Raw genomic sequence first — 19,089 nt, 5'->3', positions numbered from 1 at the left:
TAAGCAAATGACGGGTTACGCCGGGACACCGCTATGAAAACGAAACGCTGTATCGGGCGACATGATCAATTCCTGCTCACAAGCCACAAAGAACGCAATGCGTTCATCGATAGGCTCTCGGGTCTGCTGACCTGCCAGCAAAAGGTAATCCTCAAAATGCCGCCCTTCCGATTTCACCAGTGTACGATAGAACTTAGCAAGCTCAATATCTAAATAAGGAATCAAACAGGCAAACCGCTCACAGCTTCGCGCCTCAATCAACGCCCCGATAATCAGCACATCAATCAACCGCTCAGGTTCGTTAGGACGCACATGCCGTCTCAGCCCTTCGGCATAGCGAGAGGCCGTTAAATGACGATACGTTACGCCGCGCTTTTCCATCAGTTGGACGACTTGCTCAAAATGTAAAAGCTCTTCACGCGCTAGCTGTGACATTTTGCTAAGCAATAACGGCTGTTCAACATACCGGTAGAGCAAACTCATCGCCGTCGACGCGGCTTTTTTTTCGCACTGCGCGTGATCAATCAGCAGCAGCTCGTGATTTTCTAATGCCCAACCTATCCATGCCCTAGGGGTTGGACAGGCTAAAAAGTTCAGCAGACTTTCAGGCAGCAGGTCATCCGCTGTTAAAGAATGATCGGCTTGGTTTGATTCAGCGGTAAATATCGACATAACACCCGTACCCAAAAAAACGTTTTCGTCATTGTACAAGACATGTATCTAAAACGTAGGCACTGTGCAACATTAAGTATTATTACAGGCACACGTCATGACGTTTTCCATTACGTTATACTTCGACGTTTCATATTAACGTGGCAACGCCAGAATCACACCTGTTGGCTTATGCACTATCTCAATGCGGCTTTTTTACCTGCGGGCTTTCACCAAAGTACAAGGGCTTTGCCCGCCTGCTCGCTTAACATTGTCGACAGTTTGCCGTAGAATTGCGGACACCTAACCAGACGCTGTTTGTCAAGCGTATATCGTATGTCTGGCCTGTCCACTACTGACTTTCTGTAGCTACCCAGCCAGCCATCATAAAGCAAATGAGAGGGCCCCAACGTGCTTGAAGCTTACCGCCAACATGTCGATGAACGCGCTGCTGAGGGCGTACCGCCCAAGCCCCTGACCGCTGAGCAGGTTGCTGATCTTGTAGAGTTACTAAATAATCCACCGGCAGGTGAAGAAGAGTTCATTCTCGACTTGATCACCAACCGTGTACCGCCTGGCGTCGATGAAGCCGCTTATGTTAAAGCGGGTTTCCTAACCGCTATTGCAAAAGGAGACGCCACCTCCCCGCTGATCGACAAGATCCACGCAGTAAAACTGCTGGGCACCATGCAGGGTGGCTACAACATTGTCTCGCTGGTTGAGCTTTTAGATAACGAAGAACTGGCCCGTGAAATTGGCGAACAACTCAAACACACCCTGTTGATGTTCGATGCTTTCCACGACGTTGAAGAGCGTGCTAAGAACGGTAATGCTGTCGCCAAGGACGTTATTCAGTCTTGGGCCGAAGCTGAATGGTTCCTGTCTAAACCAGCGCTGGAAGAGAAAATCACCCTGACCGTGTTTAAGGTACCAGGTGAAACCAACACCGATGATCTCTCTCCTGCCCCCGATGCCTGGTCGCGTCCGGATATGCCGTTACATGCTCGCGCCATGCTAAAAAATGAGCGCGAAGGCATCGAGCCGATTGAACAGGGCAAGGTTGGCCCGCTCAAACAGATCGAAGAGGTAAAAGCCAAAGGCTTCCCAGTAGCATACGTCGGCGACGTCGTAGGTACGGGCTCTTCGCGCAAGTCCGCCACCAACTCCGTATTGTGGTTCTTCGGTGACGATATCCCGAACGTGCCGAACAAGCGCGCTGGCGGCTTCTGCTTTGGCGGCAAAATCGCCCCGATCTTCTTTAACACTATGGAAGACTCAGGCGCACTGCCGGTTGAGATGGACGTATCCAATCTTAATATGGGCGACGTTATCGACGTTTACCCGTACGAAGGCAAAGTGTGCCAACACGGCACCGACGACGTGCTGACGACTTTCGAACTCAAGACCCAGCTGATTCTTGATGAAGTACGCGCCGGTGGCCGTATTCCGCTGATCATTGGCCGTGGTTTAACCGGCAAGGCACGCGAATCGCTCGGCCTTGCGCCGTCTGATGTCTTCCGCCTGCCTGAGCAACCGGTAGATACCGGCAAAGGGTTTACGCTGGCGCAAAAGATGGTCGGCAAGGCGTGTGGCATGGACGGCGTTCGCCCGGGCATGTACTGCGAGCCAAAGATGACGACCGTAGGCTCTCAGGATACCACCGGCCCGATGACCCGCGACGAGCTCAAAGATCTGGCTTGTCTTGGCTTCCAAGCCGATCTGGTCATGCAGTCGTTCTGTCATACGGCTGCCTACCCGAAGCCGGTTGACGTCGATACTCATCACACCCTGCCCGACTTCATCATGAACCGCGGTGGAGTTTCGCTGCGCCCAGGCGACGGCATCATTCACAGCTGGCTGAACCGCATGCTGTTGCCCGATACCGTGGGCACCGGCGGCGACTCCCACACGCGCTTCCCGATGGGTATTTCCTTCCCCGCCGGTTCTGGCCTAGTGGCCTTTGCCGCCGCCACCGGTGTAATGCCGCTGGACATGCCGGAATCCGTACTGGTGCGCTTTAAAGGCGAGCGCCAGCCGGGCGTTACCCTGCGCGATTTGGTTCACGCCATTCCGCTTTACGGCATCAAGCAGGGCCTGTTGACCGTCGAGAAATCTGGCAAGAAGAACGCGTTCTCCGGCCGCGTATTGGAAATCGAAGGGCTTGACGATCTTACCGTCGAGCAGGCGTTCGAGCTTTCCGATGCGTCTGCAGAGCGCTCTGCGGCAGGTTGTACCATTACGCTTTCCGAGGACAGCGTAAGCGAGTACTTGAAGTCCAACATTACACTGCTCAAGTGGATGATCAGCAACGGTTATGGCGATGAGCGTACTATCAGCCGTCGTATCGAGGCCATGGAAGCCTGGTTAGCCGATCCGAGCCTGATGCGCGCCGACAAAGACGCCGATTACGCCGAAGTCATCGAGATCGATCTGAGCGAAATCAAAGAGCCGATCCTCTGCGCGCCGAACGACCCGGACGACGCCCGTTTGTTGTCTGATGTCGCTGGCGAGAAGATCGATGAAGTGTTCATTGGTTCCTGCATGACCAACATCGGCCACTTCCGCGCTGCAGGTAAGTTGCTAGAAAAGCAGCCAGCCGGCAGCCTGAAGACTCGCCTATGGCTGGCACCGCCAACCAAGATGGATCAGCATCAGTTGACCGAAGAAGGGTATTACGGCATCTACGGCCGTGCTGGCGCGCGCATGGAAATGCCGGGCTGCTCGTTGTGCATGGGTAACCAAGCACGGGTTGCCGCGAAATCCACGGTGGTCTCCACCTCCACACGTAACTTCCCCAACCGTCTGGGCGATGGCGCCAATGTCTACTTGGCCTCTGCCGAGCTGGCCGCTGTGGCGGCAGTAGAAGGTCGACTACCCAGCGTTGAAGAGTACCAGCGCTACATGGGTGAGTTTGATGCCATGGCCAGCGAAATCTATCGCTACATGAACTTCCACGAAATTGAGGAATATCAAAAAATCGCCTCGAACGTGATTCCGGTGGAACAAGAAGCGTAATCGCCTCCACCTGACCGACATCGCCGATGCTCGCACCATCACAGAAGCAGGCATTACGCTTCTGAGCCGATGACCGAACGCCCCGTTCCTGCCTTTGCAGGCGGGGCGTTTTTTCGATACTGGTCGTCATCATGGCTTATTAGATAACATCATTTTCTATTAGATAAAGCATAAGGAGTTTTCCATGAGTGTATCGATGAACCTCAATGAAAACGATATCGTGACCCCCGACATTTGCGATCGTTATCCCGACGTAAACGTTATTGAGCCACTCTTTGCCAATTTCGGTGGCTTAGACGCTTTCGGCGGGCCGGTACGTACGATTAAGTGCTTTGAGGACAATTCAATGGTCAAACGGGCCGTCGCCGAACCCGGTGATGGAGCCGTGTTGGTGGTCGATGCTGGCGGCTCTTACCGCTGCGCGATGCTTGGCGATATGCTCGCCGAACAAGCCGTCAAAAACGGCTGGGCAGGCATTGTAATGTATGGCTGCGTGCGTGATGTGGATATTCTCGCCACCCTGACCCTTGGCGTGCAGGCGCTCGGCAGTCACCCGCGCAAAAGTGAAAAACGCGATGAAGGGCAGCGCGATATTGCTGTCACGTTTGGCGGGGTCACCATCGAGCCGGGGCAGTGGCTGTATGCCGATAACAACGGGATCCTCATTGCCAAAGAACGTCTGACGCTCCCCGCTTGATTTTTTCCTCGTTTGCCAAGGGTGGTGGAACAGTGCCACCCTAGTCTTTCAACGTGAGATGGCACGGCACTGTTTAGCCACTTAACGTGTCCCACGACCGTTTCGTCATTCTTGGTCAGCTAGGTTTGTTCAACCATTACTATGCAGCCACTGAATACGCTAGGAAAGTCCTTACTCAGAACACTGCGTGACCACCTTCGGCCACTCATTGCCTTCCATCTATTTTTCACCGTGCTCGCCTCTGCTCTATTCTTACCTGCCGTTATTTGGTTGCTTCACGGGTTTTTAGCGCAGCTCAATCGAACGGTTGTCACTACCGATGAACTCGTCGCCCTTCTGTTTAGCCCGCTGGGGTTAGGCGTGTCATTGGTGGTGTTGGGTCTTGGGTTTCTGGTGCTTTATTGGCAGCAGGCCGGCATGCTTCATGTCGCCATACGCCCACGTGACAATCACTATCGCCTAGCATTAGACGCACTGTGGCTTAGCACTCGGCGTCTGCCCGCGCTAGCCGGTCTCGTCATCCTGCAGGTGGGCTCTCATCTCTTATTGATAGCGCCTTTTATGTTCGCCCTAGCGTGGCTTTATGACGCTTGGCTTGGCGGGCTAGATAGCTATTACCTACTACGCGTGAAGCCACCGGTGCTGTGGTACTTTGTTGCGTCGACTCTACCAATGGCGGGGCTGTGGGTGTGGCTTGCGGCAAGGCTCTACCTGCGGTGGGTACTGGCACTCCCTCTAGTGGCACTGGAGAACATGTCACCTTCGGGGGCTCTCAAGCGCAGCGTTATACTTACCCGTGGCTGGCATCGCTCAATTGGCACGGCGGTGCTCCTCGTACTGGTCGGCATTATTGTGCTGCCGATTTTAACCACACTGCTTTTTGATCGCTTGTTCACCCCCCTGCTTTGGTGGTTACCGGAACATAACGCCGTCCTGTTGCCGGCGATGCTGGCCTACCTAACGGGCTATGTGCTCGTGACCCTTGCCATCACGTTTTTAGGCATTGCAGTCAATGCCATGCTATCGGCCTGCTTATACCTGCAACTTACCCATCGCTCGCAGCACGCTGCAGCGCCCCAAGCCTCACACCCTGGGCGCCTTGCTTGGGCGGTAGAGCTTGGCGTACTGCTATTTGCGGGGTTACAGGCGTGGTGGATACTCAATAGCTTCGAGCTAAGCGACGATGTTGAGATTATCGCCCATCGTGGTAGTTCAATGGTAGCACCGGAAAACACGCTGGCCGCAACGCATCAGGCGATCAGAGACGGCGCCGATTCCATTGAGATTGATGTACGCTTAACCGCCGATGAACAGGTAATGCTCTATCACGACCGCAGTATGGCGCGCCTGACAGGTGACCAGCGCGAATTTAGCGATTTAACCCGCGAAAAGCTAAGCCAATTTGATGTGGGCAGCTGGTTCGGTGATGCCTTTCAAGGTGAGCATATACCCGGCCTAGATGAAACCTTACGTGCCGTGCGCGGCAAAGCCAGCCTGATGATAGACATGAAGCCACTCCCAGGCCAAAGCCGACGACTCGCCGACGCCGTCATCGCTACGCTACACACCGAAAGCGATGAGAGACGTGCTTGCTGGGCTCAACAGAAAATATCACTGAATGCTTATGCATACTGCGGTTTTCCTAATGCGTTTGCCGAAATGCGCGTAGCCACGATGACACCGGCACTACTCAGTTATTTAACAGCGCAGGTGCCCGGCTTACGTAAAACATTATTGGCCCAGCTAATTCTTCCCGGCACGCTCAACCGAGGTGAATTTGATGCGCTTGGCTTGCGCCATAACCGCATCACTAAACGGGAGATGCGCTTGGCAGTTCTTTACGGTTACGAAATCCACGCCTGGACGGTCAATAGTCGCGTCCGCATGTCAACGCTGATGGATATGGGCGTCGATGCGATTATTACCGACTACCCTGATCAACTCGCAGCGCTTCTAAACAACCGCCGCGAACTCAGCGACGGCGGTCTCATGCTGGTCAAACTGCGCAACTGGCTTCGCCAGTGACGAGAATTAATCGCCCATCACTACCCCTTCCCGCCGAGGGTCAGCTCCACCGAAAAGGGTGGCATCGTCTTGGCGCATAATCACTTGTAGTCCGCTTGTGAGCTCGCGTTGCGTTACCTGATGACCGTATTCCTCTAGCGCGTCTAGCGTCTCTTCCGGGAAGCGATCGGCTTCAACAAACACACTATCTCCAAGTGTAATGGCATGCGGGAGGTTTAGCGCCTCTTGGGCGTTTAGATCCCAATCTCGTAACGCCACTAACGTACGTGCCGTGTAGTGAATAATCGCCGCCCCGCCGGGTGAGCCCAAGCTTCCCACAAACTCACCACTTTCACGCTCGAAAATCAGCGTTGGGCTCATGCTCGAGCGTGGCCGCTTACCCGCTTCGACTCGATTGGCGACCGGTTTGCCTTCCACTTCGGGTACGAAAGAGAAGTCCGTAAGCTGATTGTTGAGCAGGTACCCACCGGCAAGCCCTGTGCCACCATCGGCGAGAATACGCGAACCAAACGCCTGCTCAATCGATGATGTCATCGCCACCGCTCGTCCGTCAGCATCCACGATGCTGATATGGCTAGTGCCATACTCTGGCTGCGAAGGTGCCACCGCCCAGCTAACGTTAAGCTCACCTGGGTTGCCAGGCTTAGCCCCACTCCCCATGCTTTTATCGGAAGAGACCAAGGCGGCACGCTTAGCCAAGTAAGCAGGCGCGAGCAGGGTATTCCAGTCACCATCTGGTGCACCTATAAAGCCAGGGTCGGCGATATAACGGTTGCGATCTGCAAAGGCAAGACGCGAGACCTCTAAAAACTGATGCAACCAGCCTCCGCTTGGTGCCCCGCTATCTAGAGGCGCTTCAAGCATCGCCTGGTGATCCAGCATGCCCAACATCTGCATCACGGTTAAATGCCCCGACGAGGGAGGCGGAAAGCCACACACCTTCCATTGACGCCACGGGGTACACAGCGGCTCCCGAATTAAGGCTTCGTACTCGGCCAAATCGCCCAGGCTTATCTCGCCTGGGCGGTCGTGATGTGTATTCACGCGTTGGACCAAATCTTCTGCGATAGCTCCTTCGTGCAAAACGTGAATACCATGCTGGGCAATCTGGCGCAGAATTTCCGCTAAAGCGGGGTTTTTTAGCACTTCCCCGATGGCCACTGGCGTGTCTTTGCCTTGATAATAAAACGCTTTTGCCAACGAATCGTTTCGAAGCGCCTCATCACTCGCTAGGCTCTGGTGTAAGCGGGGACTAACCTTGACCCCCTCTTCCGCCAAGGTAATTGCTGGGGTGAAAAGCGCGTCCCACGCGAGCGCCCCATGTTTATTATGGGCTTTTTCAAGCATTTTTAGCGTACCCGGCACGCCTACCGATCGCCCACTTGCCACCGCCTCCATAAAAGCCAGTGGTTCGCCCTCGCCATCAAGGAAAAGCCCCTCATCCACGGCTGCCGGTGCTGTCTCACGCCCGTCAAATGCTTGAACGGTGGCCCCATCAAAATGGAGCAAAAAGCTACCGCCGCCGATCCCGCTTGACTGCGGCTCGACCAAGGCCAGCACCATCTGCACCGCGACAGCCGCGTCTATCGCATTACCCCCCGCTTTGAGCACTTGATAACCCGCATCAGTAGCCAACGGGTTTGCCGCCGCCACCGCAAACTTCTCCGCCTTCCAGCCGGGTTTTTCTTCAAAACCCGACTCGGTTTCCGGCGAGATGGCCGGCGTTTCGTAGCTAAATCCCGCTGCAGATAGCGGCAGCAGCAAAAAACCTAGCGGCCAGCGTTTTTTCCAGTGGCGTAACATAAGCACTCCTATTCGTTCGCGGTGTTCATTGGCCTCACTGTACCTCAAACTAAAACGCCCAGCGTTAGGCCGGGCGTATGAAACAAAAAATGACGTTGCCGCTTTTTAGCCGAGCTTTTCGCCAGCAAGCATAAACCAAGTTTCCAAGACGGCATCAGGGTTAAGAGAAACAGAGTCGATCCCTTGCTCCATCAGCCATTTCGCCAAGTCCGGGTGATCCGACGGCCCTTGACCGCAAATCCCCACGTATTTGCCTTGCGCTTTACACGCTTGAATCGCCATCGCCAGCAGCTTTTTCACCGCTTCGTTACGCTCATCAAACAGATGCGCCACAATACCCGAGTCTCGATCGAGGCCCAATGTCAGCTGGGTTAAGTCGTTTGAGCCGATGGAGAAACCGTCAAAGTACTGTAGGAACTCATCGGCCAGTAGCGCATTGGCCGGAAGCTCGCACATCATAATGACCTTCAAGCCATGATCTCCGCGCTTCAACCCATTGGCCGCGAGCAGATCCACTACCTCACACGCTTCCTCAGTCGTGCGCACAAAAGGCACCATGATTTCGATATTGTCGAGCCCCATCACTTCTCGCACGCGTTTAAGCGCGCGGCACTCAAGCTCAAAACATGGTCGAAACGCATCAGAAATATAGCGAGAGGCACCGCGGAAACCAAGCATTGGGTTTTCTTCACCGGGCTCGTAAAGCTTACCGCCGATGAGGTTTTCGTACTCGTTAGACTTAAAGTCCGAGAGACGAACGATGACGCGCTGCGGATAGAACGACGCTGCCAGTGTCGAGATACCTTCAACCAGTTTATCAACGTAGAAGCTAACCGGGTCATCATAGCCTGCGGTGCGCAAATCAATAATTTGCTGCAAATCTGACGGCAGCGTGTCGTACTCCAACAGCGCTTTGGGGTGAACGCCAATCATACGGTTAATGATAAATTCAAGGCGCGCTAAACCCACACCCGCATTAGGTAAGCTGGCAAAACTGAACGCACGATCTGGGTTGCCGACGTTCATCATAATTTTGAACGGAATCTCTGGCATTGCATCAATGCTTGAGACATTATGATCAAACTCTAGCAACCCCTCATAGACGTGACCCGTATCGCCTTCCGCGCAAGAGACGGTTACGTCGCTGCCTTCGTTAAGCAGCTTCGTGGCGTCGCCACACCCCACCACGGCAGGAATGCCAAGTTCACGGGCAATGATTGCCGCGTGGCAGGTGCGCCCCCCCCGATTAGTGACAATGGCAGAAGCACGTTTCATGATCGGCTCCCAATCAGGGTCGGTCATGTCGGTGACCAGCACATCGCCGTCGTTGATCTTGTCCATTTCATCAGGACTAAGTACTACCTTGACCGCACCGCTACCAATGCGCTGGCCAATCGCGCGGCCGGTCACCAACGTGCGCCCCTTCTCTTTAAGGTTGAAGCGCTCGAGTTTGCCACCTTCCTGCTGAGAGACAACGGTTTCCGGTCGAGCCTGAACGATGTAAAGCTTGCCATCGTCTCCATCAAGCGCCCACTCGATATCCATTGGCCGCTGGTAGTGCGCTTCAATCGTCATCGCTTGACGCGACAACGCCATGATCTGCTCATCGTCGATGCAGAAACGACTACGGTCTTTCAGCGGCACATCGACGGTTTCCACCGACTTACCCGCGCTGGCATCTTCACCATAGACCATCTTGATCAGTTTAGAACCCAGGTTACGGCGCAGCACTGCCGGGCGTCCTGCGGCCAACGTCGGCTTGTGTACATAGAACTCATCCGGGTTCACCGCGCCCTGCACCACTGTCTCGCCCAACCCCCAAGACGCAGTAACAAACACCGCATCGCGGTAGCCAGACTCGGTATCCAGGGTAAACATCACGCCAGCCGAACCGGTTTCCGAGCGCACCATTTTCTGAATACCAGCGGAGAGCGCGACGTTTTCGTGGGCATAGCCGCGATGCACACGGTAAGAGATCGCACGGTCATTAAACAACGAGGCGAAAACTTCGTGCACCGCACGCTTGATATTGGCAAAGCCTTCAATATTAAGGAAGGTCTCTTGCTGACCGGCAAACGAGGCATCGGGAAGATCTTCAGCAGTTGCCGAGCTACGCACGGCGACTTTCAAATGCGGGTGTTGCTGTTGCAGTTTTTCGTAAGCGTCGCGCAGCGCGGCTTCAAACGTTGGCGGTAGCGGTGTATCGATAATCCACTGGCGGATATTGCGTCCGGCTTCGCTTAGCGCTTGAACGTCATCAACATCCAAGCGATTTAGCGTGTCGTTGATGCGTTCGTTGAGGCCTTCGTGGGAAAGAAATTCACGGTAGGCATGAGCGGTTGTGGCAAAACCGCCGGGGACGGTGACTCCCACTTCCGACAGGTTAGAGATCATTTCACCCAGCGAGGCGTTTTTCCCGCCCACGCGCTCGACGTCGGCCATACCCAACTGATCAAACCACAGAATATACTCTTCCACGCAATCCCCCTCGCATTTAAACATCCGTACGGCCAGTCGGCCTCTACTGATTGACGCTGACACCCTAGCACCGGCCGAATATATTCGCCATTAGTCTAAACGCGCAGAGAGTGGAGGATATTTACAACATAACGGTTTTTTCGCCCAGTTCTGTAGTGAGGCCGTTATAGCCGTCAGTGAATTTTGTCGTTCGAACGACATTGTCATCGGCATCACAACGCTCGACAATAGTCGCCACTATTTATTAATTACTGAGTTTATTGACTACTGAGTTAAGCACACCATGACACGCACTGCTTTTTTTATCTCTGACGGCACCGGGATTACCGCCGAAAGCTTAGGCCGTAGCCTGCTTGCGCAGTTTGAGAATGTCGATATCAACATGCAAACGAAGCCCTATATCGACACGCTGGAGAAAGCCCATACGTTGGTGGAAGTGATCAACGCCACTGCCAACCGCGACGGCGAGCGACCGATCATTATTGATACCATTGTGGATCAAGAGATTCGTGACGTCATTCGCCAAGCACTGGGCTTTAAAGTGGATATTTTTTCCACCTTTCTGAAACCGCTGGAACAAGAGCTCGATACGCACTCCTCGTACAGTGTCGGGCGTACGCACTCCATTGGTAGCGATGACGTCTACATGGACCGAATTCACTCGGTTCACTTTGCGCTGGATAACGACGACGGGGCGCGCACACATCAGTACAGTAAAGCCGATATTATTCTGGTGGGGGTTTCGCGCTGCGGCAAGACACCGACATCGCTCTACCTAGCGTTGCAGTTTGGGATTCGTGCGGCCAACTACCCGCTTACCGAAGACGATCAGGACGAAGATGGCGTACTCAAGCTACCAAAAGTGTTAGCGCCGCACCAACATAAACTGTTTGGCCTAACCATCGATGCCCGTCGACTTTCTGCGATACGTAACGAGCGTCGGCCCAATAGCCGCTATAGCTCAATGGATCAGTGCTTTCAGGAAGTGGAACAGGCCGAGTCACTCTACCGTTCGATGCATATTCCCTACATCGATACGACACGCTTCTCGGTAGAAGAAATCTCGACCCGCATGATTGCCGAAACCGGGCTGGCTCGGCGTTTTTCACCGCGCTGATGGCGACTAAGCGTAATGCTTCAGAGACCTTTAGGGGCAAAAATGCCTGGGGCGTTGCGCCAATAGCCTTTATAATCCATGCCGAAACCAAAGACGAAGCGATCAGCCACTTCTAGCCCGCAATAATCGGCTTTAAGTCCGGGTACTGCTTTGCGGTTGTGCTGTTTATCCACGAGCACCGCGGTGCTGATGCTCGCGGCTTGCGCTTCTTTGCAGTAGTCCAAGATAGCGGCAAGCGTGGCGCCTTCATCTAAAATGTCATCAATAATGACAACGTGGCGACCCGCCATAGGGACTTCGGGTGAAACACGCCAGAACAGCTCCCCTCCGCGGAGCTCGCTTCGATAGCGCGTCGCATGGAGATAGTCCACTTCTAATGGAAAGCCAAGGCGTGTTAGTAGATGCCCAGTGGTAATCAGGCCACCATTCATGACACAGTAGAACACCGGTAGCTTATCGCCGAGATCGCGATTAATTTCATCTGCCATACGGTCAAGTGCGTGCTCTACCTGCTCTTGGGTGATCAGGCAGTCCGCGTCGTCCATAAGCTCACGCATGGAGTCGAGCGAAGCGAGCGCTTCTTTGTCTAGCTTAGCCATATCTTACTTCCAAAAGTCACAAAAAAATTTAAGCGTACTCAGCCGCCAGTGCTTCAAGCCGAGCGTGAGTACGACGCCAACGCCCGAGGGCGGTTAGCGCATCGATATCTGGACGAGCACGCGCGTAGCGCAGTTTTGCCGGACGTTTGGCACTAACATTGGCGCAAGCAGACACCACCTCGAGTGCAGCCTCACGATCGTTACACACCAACAGCATATCGCAGCCTGCCCGCAGCGCGGCTTGAGCGCGCTGTGCTGGCGCACCAACTTCTTTGGCGCCCGCCATGCTTAAGTCATCCGAGAAAATACAACCTTTAAAGCCTAGCGATTCTCGCAGCATCCCCAGCCAGATAGGGGAAAACCCTGCAGGACGATGATCAAAGGAGCGATAAATCACGTGCGCAGGCATAATGCCATCTAAGTCGCTGGCAAGATGAGCAAACGGGATTAGGTCGTGCTGTTTGATAGCGCTTAACGGGCGCTCGTCAATGGGAAGGGCCACATGTGAATCTTCTGCCACGCTTCCGTGGCCAGGAAAGTGCTTACCGACGGCCGCCATACCCGCCTCATGGAGGCCAGAAATCAAGGCCTGGCCCAACGCACTTACTTGTTCAGGGTGGGTGCCAAAACTACGGTCACCAATGACGCTCGAAACACCGCCATCAATATCCAGCACCGGCGCAAACGTGATGTCTATTCCGCAAGCTGCCATCTCCATGCCGAGTAACCAGCCAGTATCTTTCACCAACCCAACACTTTCTGCACGCGCGGCTTGATATTGCTTACCCAGAACTGCCATGGGCGGCAGGCGCGTCACGCCCTCTTTGATACGCTGTACGCGACCGCCTTCTTGGTCCACAGCGATAAGAAGCCCTGGTCGTTGGCGACGAATGGAATCGCAAAGCGTTCTTACTTGAAAAGCATTATCAACGTTTCGCGCAAACAAAATGACGCCGCCAACGGCTGGAGCTTTTAATAGCGTGCGCTCATCACGGGTTAAAGAAAGCCCTTCAAGGTCAAGCATGACCGGGCCAAAGGGGTGCGGCATGGCGAAAGATCCTGAAAAAAGGAGCGCTAATTCTAGACAAACACTCGGTACATGCAACTATTCGCTAACCATGCACCCACACCGGCGTTCCCGGTGGCGCATGGTCAAACACGTAGAGCAAATCGTTTCGGCTTAGGCGAATACAACCATGAGACAGCGCCTGCCCCATGGGTTCGCTTTCCGGCGTGCCGTGTAGATAGATATAACGGCGCTGGGAATCCACGCAACCACCCCGGTTACGTCCTGTCTCCAATCCGCATAACCATAAAATACGGGTTAATATCCAATCGCGCTCGGGGTGCTGTTGGCCAAGCGTTGATGTGTAGACTTTACCTGTCCATCGCCGACCTCGGAATACCGCGTTCACCGGCGCACCGGCACCAATAGCAGCACGCACATAGTGCCATCCGTGGGGTGTTTTTCCGCTGCCCTCATCCTGCCCAATGCCAGCTTTTCCCGTAGAAACTAAGCAAGAGAAAAGCACTTTATCCCCTTTCCATAACGTAAGCGTCTGGCATTGGGTATCAATTTCTAGCCAATAGGCTTGCGAAGGCGGTAATTCACTGAGCCTAGGCGTTCGCATACATCCCCTCACCGACGTTTGCAGGCAGCGGAGCATTCATCGCTGCCACGACGACGGGACGCAACCGCCTGACAAGATCGCGCACTGAAACGTGTTCTTGATAGTCCTTTTCTGCAATATCGCGTAGCGCATCTAAACCCGAAAGCGTAAAGATTACCGTTCCTAGCATGAAATGCAGCCGCCAAAAACGCTCGGCATCGGGGATAGCGGGTGTTGCCTGACGCACTAGCTCCGTAAAGCGTGTGAACACATCGCCATACGCGTCTTGAATAAAACGACGTAAATGCCCTTGTGCTTGGCTATAAGCAAGGCCAAGAAGGCGCATAAATACCTTCAAGCTATTACGTTCGGCAGGCACGGCCAACACTGTCGTGGCCATGGTTTCTAGCAACGCCTCTAAGGGAATTACCTGCCCTTCGTAGCGTACTTCAAGCTCATCAAGCGCAGTATGAAAGCGTTGTGTAAAGGGATCAAGGTAGCGCGAGAACACCGCTTGAATTAGGGCTTTTTTAGAACCAAAGTGATAGTTCACTGCGGCCAAATTGACCCGTGCCTTACTGGTGATAGTACGCAGTGACGTTTCCGCGAAACCGCGTTCAGCAAATAATACTTCGGCAGTATCCAATATCCGTATCACCGTATCAGACTGAGCCATGATCGCTCCTAAAAACGAGTGTTTTAAACATTTTAGAATATTACGCCAAGCGTTATCCCGGCTCAATGCTTGAGGAATCAAGAGTTTTAAACGCTACCGTGACATTTGTACTATTACACTTAAACGCCCGCACCAGAAAATCAGGAAAAAGGCACATAACTGTTGTACTGGACAGAGCAACATACTGTATACTTAATCACACAAAACCACTTTACGTTATTGGCTTAGCCGTTTCATCGAGATGTCAAAACGTGCATAAGCCAAAACGTGCATAAACAGGAGCTTGCGATGTCACGGCCTTTAACAGCTCGTCAGCAAAACGTTTACGACTTTATTGTCAAAACCATGAGCGAGTACGGTTACCCGCCAACACGTGCCGAAATCGCTAAAGCACTTGGGTTTCGCTCCCCAAACGCAGCCGAAGAACACTTACGCGCACTAGAGCGTAAAGGCGCCATTCGTATTATCCGTAACACCTCCCGCGGCATCCGCTTACCCGCGCAAGAAACCGCCGAAAGACAAGAGCTCTCAAGCGAGAGCACCGCTGATAGCACCACGCCTAGCGGCCTACCGGTCATTGGCGAGGTCGCAGCGGGAAGTCCCGTTTTAGCCGCCGAACACATTGATCGCTACTGCCCTTTACCGTCTGAATACTTCACGCCAAAAGCCGACTACTTACTGCGTGTGCGCGGGCTCTCGATGAAAGATGTGGGTATTTTAGAGGGCGATCTGCTGGCGGTCCATCGCACCGAGCGCGTTCGCGATGGCCAAATTGTCGTCGCTCGGATTGAAGACGAAGTCACTGTTAAGCGCTTCAAACGCCAAGGGCACAACGTTCAACTGCTTGCGGAAAACGCAGACTTTGATCCGATTGTGATAGACCTGCGCACCCAAGCGCTAGAGATTGAGGGTGTTGGCGTCGGCGTCATTCGTGGCGGTAATGGCCAAGCCCTTGGCTAGAGTGTTCTAGACAAAGGATTTACTGCATATCGATATAGCGGTGGTCATTAAATGTGGCCACCCAGCTCGGATGATAGACCAGCAAAACGCTCAACAACATGCCGGTGATAAAGGCTTCAGACGGCATGAGTAGCGGTAAAAAACGCGCATATTCCTGTGCCAAATATACGGCTTCAGGATCGGTACTCGCAGCGACAATTAGCCCAACAGCGGTCAAACCACCCCCTAATGTTGCAAGAGCTGCGCCAAAAAAACCGCACACAAACAAAAAAACCATCAGGTTATCGGGCAGCTTACGATCCACAAGTCGCCAGATAATACCCACCACCAACGCCGGAATAATGCCGGTGACGAGCACATTCACGCCAAGCAATGCCCATTCATTGCGGCCAATCATTACCATTGCCACGTTAATCATCACATTGCTTATCAGTGCAAGCGGTGCTTTAAAAACCAGCGTCATCAATGCCGTAAAAACCAAGTGCAGCGTCAGCCAGTCAACGGCTTGAGCGCGCAGCTGCCACATCAACACAACCGCTAAGGTCGCCGCCAGCCAGCGATGCTGCAGCGCGCTGTCATCGAGCAAGGGCTGCCATGGTTTAAGTGCCATGACACGTAGCAGCACGGCGAGCGAAATAGCGCCACATAACCATAATGCCCAAGGAGCCAGCACACTTTCCGCAAATGACATAGCCACCTCAGCCGTCGATGAATTAGCTAAACACCACTGTTTTATTACCGTGAATAATCACTCGGTCTTCCAAATGCCAACGCAGACCGCGCGCCAGTACGGCTTTCTCTACATCACGCCCAAAGCGCACAAGATCAGTTGGGGTATGACAATGACTCACGCGATGGATGTCTTGTTCGACAATCGGCCCGGCATCGAGCGCTTCGGTCACGTAATGGCAAGTAGCGCCAATGAGCTTTACACCGCGTTCATATGCTTGGTGGTAAGGCTTCGCTCCCGCGAACGAAGGCAAAAAACTGTGGTGAATATTGATCACACGGCCTTGATAGCGCTGGCACAGCGCTGGCGGCAAAATCTGCATGTAGCGCGCTAGCACCACGCAATCAGCATCAAGGGCTTCTATTTGCGCTTCGACGGCATCAAACGCCGACTGCTTATTCTGTGGATCAACGGGAATATGAAAATACGGAATGCCATACCACTCGGTAAGCGCACACATATCGCTATGGTTTGAAATAACACCGACAATATCACACGCCAATTCACCCACTTGCCAACGGTAAAGAAGGTCCACCAAACAATGAGATTCTCTTGAGACCATCAGTACGACACGCGGAAGGCGTTTCGTATCGGTCAGCGCCCACTGCATGTTGAACGCTTGCGCTATTGGGGTAAATCCCTCGCGCAACGCCTGCGCTGTAATGCCAAGCGACTCTGCGATAATTTCATAGCGCATAAAAAAGCGCCCCGTTTCTAAATCAGAGTGTTGGCTTGCCTCGGTAATAGAGCCCCCTTGCTGGGCGATAAAACTGGATACACGGGCCACAATCCCGACCTGATCGGGACAAGAAACCACTAGACGATAATAGTGAGGCTGAGGAATATGAGACATAGAAAAACTTACTCTATTAACTAAAACTAAACGCCAAGCGGAGAAAAAAGGCGATAGTAACCACATGAAAGACGCTTAACACTACCTCCGCAAAAGGCGCCATGAATGACAAGCACGATTGTGACACGCCCCCGCAATCCCGTATAGTAAAGGCCCAACTTTCAAGGCTTTTCATCAACATGCAAGCACCGCGCGTACACATTCGCCCTCGCCGCCGCCACCCCTTGCGCTTACTGCCGCTAGGGGGGTGTGGTGAAGTGGGGATGAATTTCACGCTGTATGGCTTTGCGGAGCATTGGATCGCCGTCGACTGCGGCATGATGATACGCCAGGACTTGCCCAACACACCACTGCAAGTCCCTAACCTGGATACACTGGCAACGCTTGATATTTCCCCAGCCGCGCTATTTATTACCCACGGGCACGAAGATCATACCGGCGCGGTTGCTTGGCTGTGGCCCCACTGGCAATGTCCAATTTACGCCACACCATTAGCCGCTGGGTTATTGCGGCTCAAATTTGCCGAGCACGGCCTGAAACACGATGCCATTAAGGTCATAGAGCCGGGAGAGGCGCTAACCTCAGGTCCTTTTACGCTACGTTACTTAGCGCTAACCCACTCCATCCCGGAGAGCTGCGCACTTGTCATGCAAGCCGGTGATTACCGGATACTGCACACCGGTGATTGGAAACTCGATGCCGAGCCACTAGTGGGCAAGCCGGTCGATGCCACGCCGTTTCGCGCGCTAGCCCCGATCGATCTTGTCGTTGGCGATTCCACTAACGCCCCCATGCCAGGCCATTCCGGCAGCGAAGGCGATGTTGCCCGCGCCTTGGCTAAAACGCTTGCTACCTGCAAAGGCCGCGTCGTAGTGTCGTGCTTTGCCAGCAATGTGGCACGCATTGTCGCTATCGCCCGCGCAGCACAACGCTGCGGACGACGGATCAGCTTGATGGGGCGCTCCATGGAGCGCATGGTAACGGTCGCACGCGGGTTAGGCTACTTAGACGAGCTGCCGCCGCTGGTTCCCGCGCATGACTTGGGTTATTTGCCGCCGGAAGAGGTCGTGATTATTGCCACCGGTAGCCAAGGCGAGCCACGCGCGGCGCTTCAGCGCTTAGCGCAAGGCCGACACCCGTTTGTTGATCTGGAGCCAGGCGATAGCATCATTTTCTCAGCAAAGGCCATTCCCGGTAACGAACGGCCTATCGAGCAGCTGAAAAAGCGCTTTACTCAACTTGGCGTCATGTTGTTTGATGAATTTAACCATCCTGAATTACACGCCACCGGGCATCCCGCTCACGATGAGCTATGCACGCTCTATCGTTGGGTTAAGCCTAAGCATTTACTGCCTGTGCACGGTGAGGCTCGCCACCAGCAGGCTCACCAAGCTATTGCAGCGTCTCTGGGCATTGAAGCGCCCTTGGCGCCAATTAACGGCGACATGCTGCTATTCGATAGTCACGGGCTGAAATGCGAAGCGCGCTATCCACAGCCGCCCTGCATTGTGCATCAAAATAGTGTCACGCCCCACCCAGGGCTTGAAACGCCCAGTCATAGTTCACGACGCGGCAGCCTTTATCTCGCCCTGCCTGTTACCGCGAGTGAAACGGGCTGGTGGCGCATCGGTCGGCTGATGCTAGATAACGCAGGCGCCAGCCCGCTAGATGAAGACAGCTTTAGCGACTGGCTAGACGAGCAGCTAGACGAAATCCACGCAGATACGCTGGCGGAGCTCCGCCAAGCTTTACAACCTCGTCTGATTGCGTGGCTCGCAGAGCATATGCAGCATTTGCCTGAAGTGCATTTACAAATCATGGCCACCGAGATGCCTGAATCTCTTTGAGTCTTGAACCACTTTAATGCTGAGCTTT

15 protein-coding genes are annotated in these 19,089 nt (G+C 53.9%); 6 read left to right on the top strand and 9 right to left on the bottom strand.

Annotated features, from left to right (window positions below; genetic code table 11):
• Nucleotides 1–15 precede the first annotated feature (15 nt).
• Nucleotides 16–672 carry a MiaE family protein gene (locus tag M8006_RS03840; RefSeq protein WP_250080137.1) on the bottom strand — a complete coding sequence of 219 codons (657 nt, stop codon included), beginning with the start codon at nucleotides 670–672 and terminating at the stop codon, nucleotides 16–18.
• 390 nt (nucleotides 673–1,062) lie between these two features.
• Between M8006_RS03840 and acnB the strand changes: the two genes are divergently transcribed.
• From acnB to M8006_RS03825, 3 genes are all read left to right on the top strand, one after another.
• Nucleotides 1,063–3,666 (top strand): bifunctional aconitate hydratase 2/2-methylisocitrate dehydratase, encoded by a 2,604-nt coding sequence (acnB, locus tag M8006_RS03835; protein WP_250080136.1) that lies wholly within the window; start codon nucleotides 1,063–1,065, stop codon nucleotides 3,664–3,666.
• A gap of 184 nt (nucleotides 3,667–3,850) precedes the next feature.
• Nucleotides 3,851–4,363 carry a ribonuclease E activity regulator RraA gene (rraA, locus tag M8006_RS03830; RefSeq protein WP_250080135.1) on the top strand — a complete coding sequence of 171 codons (513 nt, stop codon included), beginning with the start codon at nucleotides 3,851–3,853 and terminating at the stop codon, nucleotides 4,361–4,363.
• 141 nt (nucleotides 4,364–4,504) lie between these two features.
• Entirely contained in the window at nucleotides 4,505–6,388 is a 1,884-nt protein-coding gene (locus M8006_RS03825) for a glycerophosphodiester phosphodiesterase family protein (RefSeq protein WP_250080134.1), read from the top strand.
• Between the two features lie 6 nt (nucleotides 6,389–6,394).
• Here M8006_RS03825 and M8006_RS03820 read toward each other — a convergent pair whose 3' ends face one another.
• On the bottom strand, nucleotides 6,395–8,191 hold the full coding sequence (locus tag M8006_RS03820) for a gamma-glutamyltransferase family protein (protein WP_250080133.1): 1,797 nt from the start codon (nucleotides 8,189–8,191) through the stop codon (nucleotides 6,395–6,397).
• Between the two features lie 105 nt (nucleotides 8,192–8,296).
• Nucleotides 8,297–10,669 carry a phosphoenolpyruvate synthase gene (gene ppsA, locus M8006_RS03815; RefSeq protein WP_250080132.1) on the bottom strand — a complete coding sequence of 791 codons (2,373 nt, stop codon included), beginning with the start codon at nucleotides 10,667–10,669 and terminating at the stop codon, nucleotides 8,297–8,299.
• Between the two features lie 283 nt (nucleotides 10,670–10,952).
• On the opposite strand from ppsA, the gene ppsR reads away from it, so the two are divergent.
• Nucleotides 10,953–11,786: a posphoenolpyruvate synthetase regulatory kinase/phosphorylase PpsR gene (ppsR, locus tag M8006_RS03810; RefSeq protein ID WP_250080131.1), complete on the top strand. Its 834-nt coding sequence runs from the start codon at nucleotides 10,953–10,955 to the stop codon at nucleotides 11,784–11,786.
• 20 nt (nucleotides 11,787–11,806) lie between these two features.
• Here ppsR and M8006_RS03805 read toward each other — a convergent pair whose 3' ends face one another.
• The 4 genes from M8006_RS03805 to M8006_RS03790 all read right to left on the bottom strand — a co-directional run bounded on the left by M8006_RS03805 (nucleotide 11,807) and on the right by M8006_RS03790 (nucleotide 14,671).
• The gene (locus M8006_RS03805) at nucleotides 11,807–12,385 is read right to left on the bottom strand and encodes a hypoxanthine-guanine phosphoribosyltransferase (protein ID WP_250080130.1); all 579 of its coding nucleotides are present in this window, start codon (nucleotides 12,383–12,385) and stop codon (nucleotides 11,807–11,809) included.
• Nucleotides 12,386–12,413: 28 nt separating this feature from the next.
• On the bottom strand, nucleotides 12,414–13,433 hold the full coding sequence (nagZ, locus tag M8006_RS03800; protein ID WP_250080129.1) for a beta-N-acetylhexosaminidase: 1,020 nt from the start codon (nucleotides 13,431–13,433) through the stop codon (nucleotides 12,414–12,416).
• A gap of 64 nt (nucleotides 13,434–13,497) precedes the next feature.
• On the bottom strand, nucleotides 13,498–14,016 hold the full coding sequence (locus M8006_RS03795) for a L,D-transpeptidase (protein ID WP_250080128.1): 519 nt from the start codon (nucleotides 14,014–14,016) through the stop codon (nucleotides 13,498–13,500).
• Nucleotides 14,003–14,671, bottom strand: coding sequence for a TetR/AcrR family transcriptional regulator (locus M8006_RS03790; RefSeq protein ID WP_250080127.1), 669 nt, complete (start codon nucleotides 14,669–14,671; stop codon nucleotides 14,003–14,005). Before M8006_RS03790 ends, M8006_RS03795 begins: the two co-directional genes overlap by 14 nt.
• Before the next feature lie 288 nt (nucleotides 14,672–14,959).
• Here M8006_RS03790 and lexA point away from each other — a divergent pair, with 288 nt between their 5' ends.
• A complete protein-coding gene (lexA, locus tag M8006_RS03785) occupies nucleotides 14,960–15,631 on the top strand; it encodes a transcriptional repressor LexA (protein ID WP_250080126.1) in 672 nt (223 codons plus the stop codon).
• Nucleotides 15,632–15,650: 19 nt separating this feature from the next.
• Here lexA and M8006_RS03780 read toward each other — a convergent pair whose 3' ends face one another.
• Both M8006_RS03780 and purU read right to left on the bottom strand, forming a co-directional pair.
• Nucleotides 15,651–16,322, bottom strand: a complete 672-nt coding sequence (locus M8006_RS03780; RefSeq protein WP_250080125.1) for an energy-coupling factor ABC transporter permease — start codon at nucleotides 16,320–16,322, stop codon at nucleotides 15,651–15,653.
• Nucleotides 16,323–16,344: 22 nt separating this feature from the next.
• The gene (purU, locus tag M8006_RS03775) at nucleotides 16,345–17,214 is read right to left on the bottom strand and encodes a formyltetrahydrofolate deformylase (protein ID WP_250080124.1); all 870 of its coding nucleotides are present in this window, start codon (nucleotides 17,212–17,214) and stop codon (nucleotides 16,345–16,347) included.
• A 263-nt stretch (nucleotides 17,215–17,477) separates the two neighbouring features.
• On the opposite strand from purU, the gene M8006_RS03770 reads away from it, so the two are divergent.
• Nucleotides 17,478–19,061, top strand: a complete 1,584-nt coding sequence (locus M8006_RS03770) for a ribonuclease J (protein WP_250080160.1) — start codon at nucleotides 17,478–17,480, stop codon at nucleotides 19,059–19,061.
• Nucleotides 19,062–19,089 lie beyond the last annotated feature (28 nt).

It is taken from the genome of Halomonas llamarensis, from assembly GCF_023555005.1.
GTDB lineage: Bacteria > Pseudomonadota > Gammaproteobacteria > Pseudomonadales > Halomonadaceae > Vreelandella > Vreelandella llamarensis.
The sequence above is the reverse complement of the archived record's forward strand: the minus strand, read 5'-3'. Positions and strand labels throughout refer to the sequence as shown.